The 5,380-nt window shown below is 63.8% G+C and carries 3 protein-coding genes and 3 pseudogenes; 4 read left to right on the top strand and 2 right to left on the bottom strand.

The genetic code is table 11. From position 1 onward, the window contains the following. A pseudogene (locus tag AHiyo1_RS15600) lies at nucleotides 1-877 on the bottom strand (PAS domain-containing protein); the annotation flags it as partial. A gap of 152 nt (nucleotides 878-1,029) precedes the next feature. Here AHiyo1_RS15600 and AHiyo1_RS15595 point away from each other — a divergent pair. The 4 genes and pseudogenes from AHiyo1_RS15595 (at nucleotide 1,030) to scpB (ending at nucleotide 5,104) form a co-directional block, all read left to right on the top strand. Further along, nucleotides 1,030-2,353, top strand: a pseudogene (locus AHiyo1_RS15595) (cation:dicarboxylate symporter family transporter). A 256-nt stretch (nucleotides 2,354-2,609) separates the two neighbouring features. Further along, nucleotides 2,610-3,509 carry a ParA family protein gene (locus AHiyo1_RS15590; RefSeq protein WP_059389167.1) on the top strand — a complete coding sequence of 300 codons (900 nt, stop codon included), beginning with the start codon at nucleotides 2,610-2,612 and terminating at the stop codon, nucleotides 3,507-3,509. 136 nt (nucleotides 3,510-3,645) lie between these two features. Next, the gene (locus AHiyo1_RS15585; RefSeq protein ID WP_059389166.1) at nucleotides 3,646-4,443 is read left to right on the top strand and encodes a segregation and condensation protein A; all 798 of its coding nucleotides are present in this window, start codon (nucleotides 3,646-3,648) and stop codon (nucleotides 4,441-4,443) included. After that, nucleotides 4,440-5,104: pseudogene (gene scpB / locus AHiyo1_RS15580) on the top strand (SMC-Scp complex subunit ScpB). Before AHiyo1_RS15585 ends, scpB begins: the two are co-directional and overlap by 4 nt. 68 nt (nucleotides 5,105-5,172) lie before the next feature. Here the strand turns inward: scpB and AHiyo1_RS25630 are convergent. Continuing rightward, nucleotides 5,173-5,380 (bottom strand): hypothetical protein (locus tag AHiyo1_RS25630; RefSeq protein ID WP_216363220.1); only part of this gene is annotated, 208 nt, incomplete at its 5' end.

Here is a 5,380-nt window from a genome sequence, read left to right as displayed (position 1 = left end):
CCAGGGATGCGCGAGCCGGTGAGGTGGATCTCGTCGTGCGCCGTCCGGCCGGACTCGAAGAGGCGGTGGAGGCTGGGATCGAGTGGCAGATCAGACAGGCGTGGGACGCTTCCGCCGCGGGATCGACGTCGGACCGTTCCAGTCCCAGCAGTTCCGCGGCCTGGTCGTTGTACATGACAACCCTGCCGCCGGTGTCGATCAGGACCACGCCTTCGCGGACCGAATGCAGGACCGACTCGTAATACGCGAACAACTGCGCCAATTGCTCCGGTCCCCAGCCCCTGGTGACCGAGCGCAGGTACCGCCCCAATAGCCACGAGGCGAGGGAGCCGCCTGCGAGCATGGCCAGGGAGATGCCGATGATCGCCGTGAGTCGTGCTGACACGGCGACATCCACGGTGCGCACCGTGACACCCGCCGCCACGAGGGCCCGGACTTTGCCGGATGGATCCTCCACGGGGACGATGGTGCGCACGGACGGGCCCAGGGTGCCGGCGGTGACTTCGGTGAATGTCTGGCCGCGGAGGGCAGGATCGATGGTGCCGATGTACGGTTTGCCGATTTCGTCGGGGTTCGGATGGGTCCAGCGGGTCCGGTCCGGAGCCATGATGGTGATGAAATCGGCATGGGCATTGGCCGTCACCACCTGGGCGTACGGCTGCAGGGTGGCGGATGGATTCGGCGTGCCGGCTGCTTGGAGCACGAGCGGATTGGCTGCGATCGCGGCGGCCACTGCCTGCATGCGCTGGCCGGCGTCGTTGTAGGCCCGGTCCCTCGCGTCCAGGAAGGCAGCCGTGCCCACGATGGCGGTGAGCGCCAGCACGAACAGTAGATTCGCCACAAAGAGTCTGCGGGCAATGCTCCAGCGTCGGATCACGTGCTCCTTTCTGCGGGCCATCCTGTGACCAATATGAACGCAACAGTGATACATGTCACGCCGCGCCTAATGATGGGTATCACAGCAGAGCGACGCAGGGACATTTTGCAGGGACCACGGCGCTTTCCAGAGTATCTATAAGGAGCAAAGCCATGACCTCTCAAAGAGGAGAGATTGCACCCGCGAAGGCCGGGCGCAAGGGGCTGGACAAGTCGCACTACCTCTACATCGCCGTGATCGCCGCAGTTGTGCTGGGCGCCGTCGTCGGCTTGCTTTTCCCGGAAGTGGTAAATCCCTCAAGCCCTTGGGTGACGGCTTCATCAAGCTCATCAAGATGATGATCGCCCCCGTCATCTTCTGCACCATCGTCCTGGGCATCGGATCGATCGCCAAGGCCGCCACGGTTGGCAAGGTCGGTGGCTCGCACTCATCTACTTCCTGGTGATGTCCACCTTCGCGCTCGCCATCGGTTTGGTCGTTGGCAACATCATCCACCCGGGCGAGGGCCTGAAACTGATCCCGTACGACCCCAATGCGAAGGCTGCCACGAACAGCACCGCCGATTTCCTGCTGGGCATCATCCCCGGAGACATTCCGGTCCTGCCGACGCTCCTGGCCGCCATCCTGGTGGGCTTCGCGCTGCAACGCATGGGGTCCCAGGGCCAGCCGGTCCTCAAGGCAATCCAGCACGGGCAGGCACTCGTTTTCCGGATCCTCATCATGATCATGTGGCTGGCTCCGGTCGGCGCCTTCGGTGCGATCGCCGCAGTGGTCGGTGCCACCGGCGTGAAGGCAATTTTCGGAATGCTCACCCTGATGGTTGCGTTCTACATCACCTGCGCGCTGTTCATCGTCGTGGTGCTCGGCACCTTGCTCCGGGTTGTGGCAGGCGTCAGCATCTTCCAGCTGATGAAGTACCTGGCCCGCGAGTACCTGCTCATCTTCTCCACCTCGTCCTCCGAAGCGGCGCTGCCCAGGCTCATCGCCAAGATGGAGCACCTCGGCGTTTCCAAGCCGGTTGTTGGTGTCACGGTGCCTACCGGCTACTCCTTCAACCTCGATGGAACTGCCATCTACCTGACCATGGCCTCGCTGTTCGTCGCCAACGCCATGGGTATTCCGCTGGACCTCGGCGCCCAGGTATCGCTGCTGGTCTTCATGATCATTGCGTCCAAGGGAGCGGCCGGCGTTTCCGGAGCCGGCCTGGCCACCCTCGCCGCGGGCCTGCAGGCACACCGGCCCGAACTGCTGGGCGGCGTCGGGATGATCGTCGGCATCGACCGCTTCATGTCCGAAGCCCGCGCTTTGACCAACTTCACGGGCAACGCCGTCGCCACCGTGTTGATCGGTACCTGGGTCAAGGAAATCGACCGCAACCAGGTCACCAACGTCTTGTCCGGTGCGACGCCTTTCGACGAGTTGACCATGATCAGCCACCATGCTGAACCCGAGGTGAAAGAGGCCGTGGCCGCTTAGTCCGGCACGCCGTTCGGAAGCATCCATGCAGGCAAGGCAGAAACCCGCCAGGGGACCTGCCTTGCCTGCTTTTGATTGCATGTTTTACGGCACGCGGGCCCAACCTTCTACCTCAGCTAGAAGGTAAAGGCTCAAATTGCGGGCAATGTCAAGTTCCGCAAAATGCCGTGTCGGGCGCTGTAGCCTAGGTGGGGAGCAGTGCTGGTGCTGGAGACAGCCGCAGGAAATGACCGTCGTGGAGAGAGTGGATAAATACGTGAGCAGCGAACGGGGAGCAACTACGCTGGAGGGCACGGATTTCGATCTGGAAGACGCCGTCATGGGGCCAACGGGCCGCCCGTACCGCGACTTCCCCGAACCCGCGCCGCTGGCCTCGCATGGCCCGGCCCGGGTCATCGCCATGGTCAACCAGAAGGGTGGCGTGGGCAAGACCACGTCAACCATCAACCTCGCCGCCGCGCTCGCAGAATTCGGCCGTCGCGTCCTGCTCGTTGACTTCGATCCGCAGGGAGCCCTTTCCGCAGGCCTGGGCGCGAACCCGCACGAGCTCGACCTCACCGTTTACAACGTCCTGATGGACCGCAAGGTGGACATCCGTGACGCCATCCAGAAGACCGGCGTCGAAGGCATCGACCTCCTGCCGGCGAACATCGACCTCTCCGCCGCCGAGGTCCAGCTGGTCAACGAGGTAGCCCGCGAGCAAGTGCTTGACCGCGCCCTCAAGAGCGTCGAGGACGATTACGACGTCGTGCTCATCGACTGCCAGCCGTCCCTAGGCCTCCTGACGGTCAATGCACTGACGGCTGCGCACGGCGTCATCATCCCGCTGATCTGCGAATTCTTCGCCCTCCGCGCGGTAGCACTGCTCGTCGAAACGATCGAAAAGGTCCAGGACCGCTTGAACCCGCGCCTTCAAGTGGACGGCGTGCTCGCCACGATGTACGACGCGCGCACCCTGCACAGTCGCGAAGTCATTTCGAGGCTCGTGGAGGCGTTCGGGGACAAGGTCTTCGAGACGGTCATCAAGCGTTCCATCAAATTCGCCGACGCCACGGTCGCCGCGGAGCCGATCACCAGCTACGCGGGAAACCACATCGGTGCCGACGCCTACCGCCGCTTGGCCAAGGAATTGATTTCGCGCGGCGGCGCACCCTAGCCCGCGTGGCAGAGCCACTCACCCCTGAAGCCGGGCCCGTCCTGGTGGGCGACGCGCCGCCGTCGTACTCCTCCGGGAGTAACTCGGACGACGCCGGGGCCCGCCTTCTGGACGGAAGGCCGGCTTTGAGGTCCGGCTGGCGAACTTCACCGGCCCCTTCGATCTCCTGCTCGGCTTGATCTCCAAGCACAAGCTGGACATCACGGAAGTTGCGCTGGCCACCGTCACGGACGAGTTCATCAAATACATCCGGCGGTTGCAGGAGTTGGGGGAGGACTGGGCGCTGGATGAGGCCAGCGAATTCCTGGTCATCGCCGCGACCCTCCTGGACCTCAAAGCCGCAAGGCTCCTGCCGGCGGGCGAAGTGGAAGACGCCGAGGACATTGCCTTGCTGGAAGCCCGGGATCTTCTTTTCGCCCGGCTCCTGCAGTACAAGGCCTTCAAGCAGGTGGCTGCGATCATGTCCGGCACCTTGGAGTCCGAAGCCCGGCGCTTCCCGCGGCAAGTTGCGTTGGAAGGGCATTTCGCTGCAATGTTGCCCGAGCTGATTTGGCGCCACACGCCCGAACAGTTCGCCGCGCTGGCGGCCAAGACCCTCGCGCCGAAGGACAACACGCCAGAGGAAGTCGGGCTCGACCACCTTCACGGAACACCCGTCAGCGTCAAGGAACAAGCCGAGATCATCGGGTACCGCCTGCAGCGCGGCCAGCCACAATCCTTCAGGGCGCTGATCGCGGACGCTGAGTCCACGCTTGTTGTCGTGGTCCGGTTCCTGGCGCTCCTCGAGCTGTTCCGCGACCGTGTGGTGGCGTTTGACCAGCCGGGTCCGCTCGCAGAACTGACCGTCCGCTGGACAGGGCGCCCCGAAGGGTGGAGCAGCGACAATGTGAGCGACGAATACGAGCAGGTCGACCAAGGAGAGGAACCGCTGTGAGCGAGCAGGATACAGGCGGGGACGGCCTCGCCGAGCTTGAGGCCCTGCCCGGAGGCGCCCGCGCGGCCCTCGAAGCCGTCCTGATGGTGATCGACCAACCGGCCACCGCGGAAGAGCTCGCTGCCGGGCTCAACGTGACGGTCGCCGTCGTCGAGGATTTGCTGGAGGGACTGCGGCAGGAGTATAGCGGCTATACTGTTAAGCCCCGGGCAGGGACGCTGATGACTTGCACATTGATGCACGTGCCAGCGCTGCACCCCGGGGTTTTGAGTTGCGGAACGTTGCCGGCGGGTGGCGGATCTATTCACGCGCGGAATTTGCCGACGTCGTGGGCAGGTTCGTTCTCGAAGGCCAGACCGCGCGGCTGACGCAGGCAGCCCTTGAAACCATGGCGGTCATCGCGTACCGGCAGCCGGTTTCCAGGGCCAGGGTGTCGGCCATCCGCGGCGTCAATGTCGATTCAGTCGTCAGGACCCTTGTCCAACGCGGGCTGATCGAGGACTCGGGTACCGATCCTGAATCGGGGGCCATCCTTTACCGGACCACCTCGTATTTCCTCGAGCGCATGGGCATTGGCTCGGTGGCGGAACTGCCTCAATTGTCCCCCCACCTTCCGGGGCTGGAGGGCATCGAGGAGTTCTTCGACGCCGAACGCATGTAGCCGCGGGAACCCGCGGCGGCAGGCAAGGCAAAACAACTCAATATTGCAAGGATCTACAAACGCCCGGGCTAGTAGCGGGCAGAGTTCACACAGGGCAGATATCCTCTGTCCGGCTGGCTAATGTTGAGAAAGAACAAGCCGGCCACCATAACAAAAGGACGGGTCATGACACAGGCGGGACGCCAGGGTTCACCACGTAATAGTTCGGGACGAAACAATTCCGGACGCAACGAGTCGCAAGACTCAGGCCGCAGCAGCGCCGGCCGTACAGGAGGC

Source organism: Arthrobacter sp. Hiyo1 (assembly GCF_001263615.2).
Taxonomy (GTDB): Bacteria; Actinomycetota; Actinomycetes; order Actinomycetales; family Micrococcaceae; genus Arthrobacter.
Note: the sequence above shows the minus strand (reverse complement) of the source record. Positions and strands in the feature narration are given on the sequence as shown.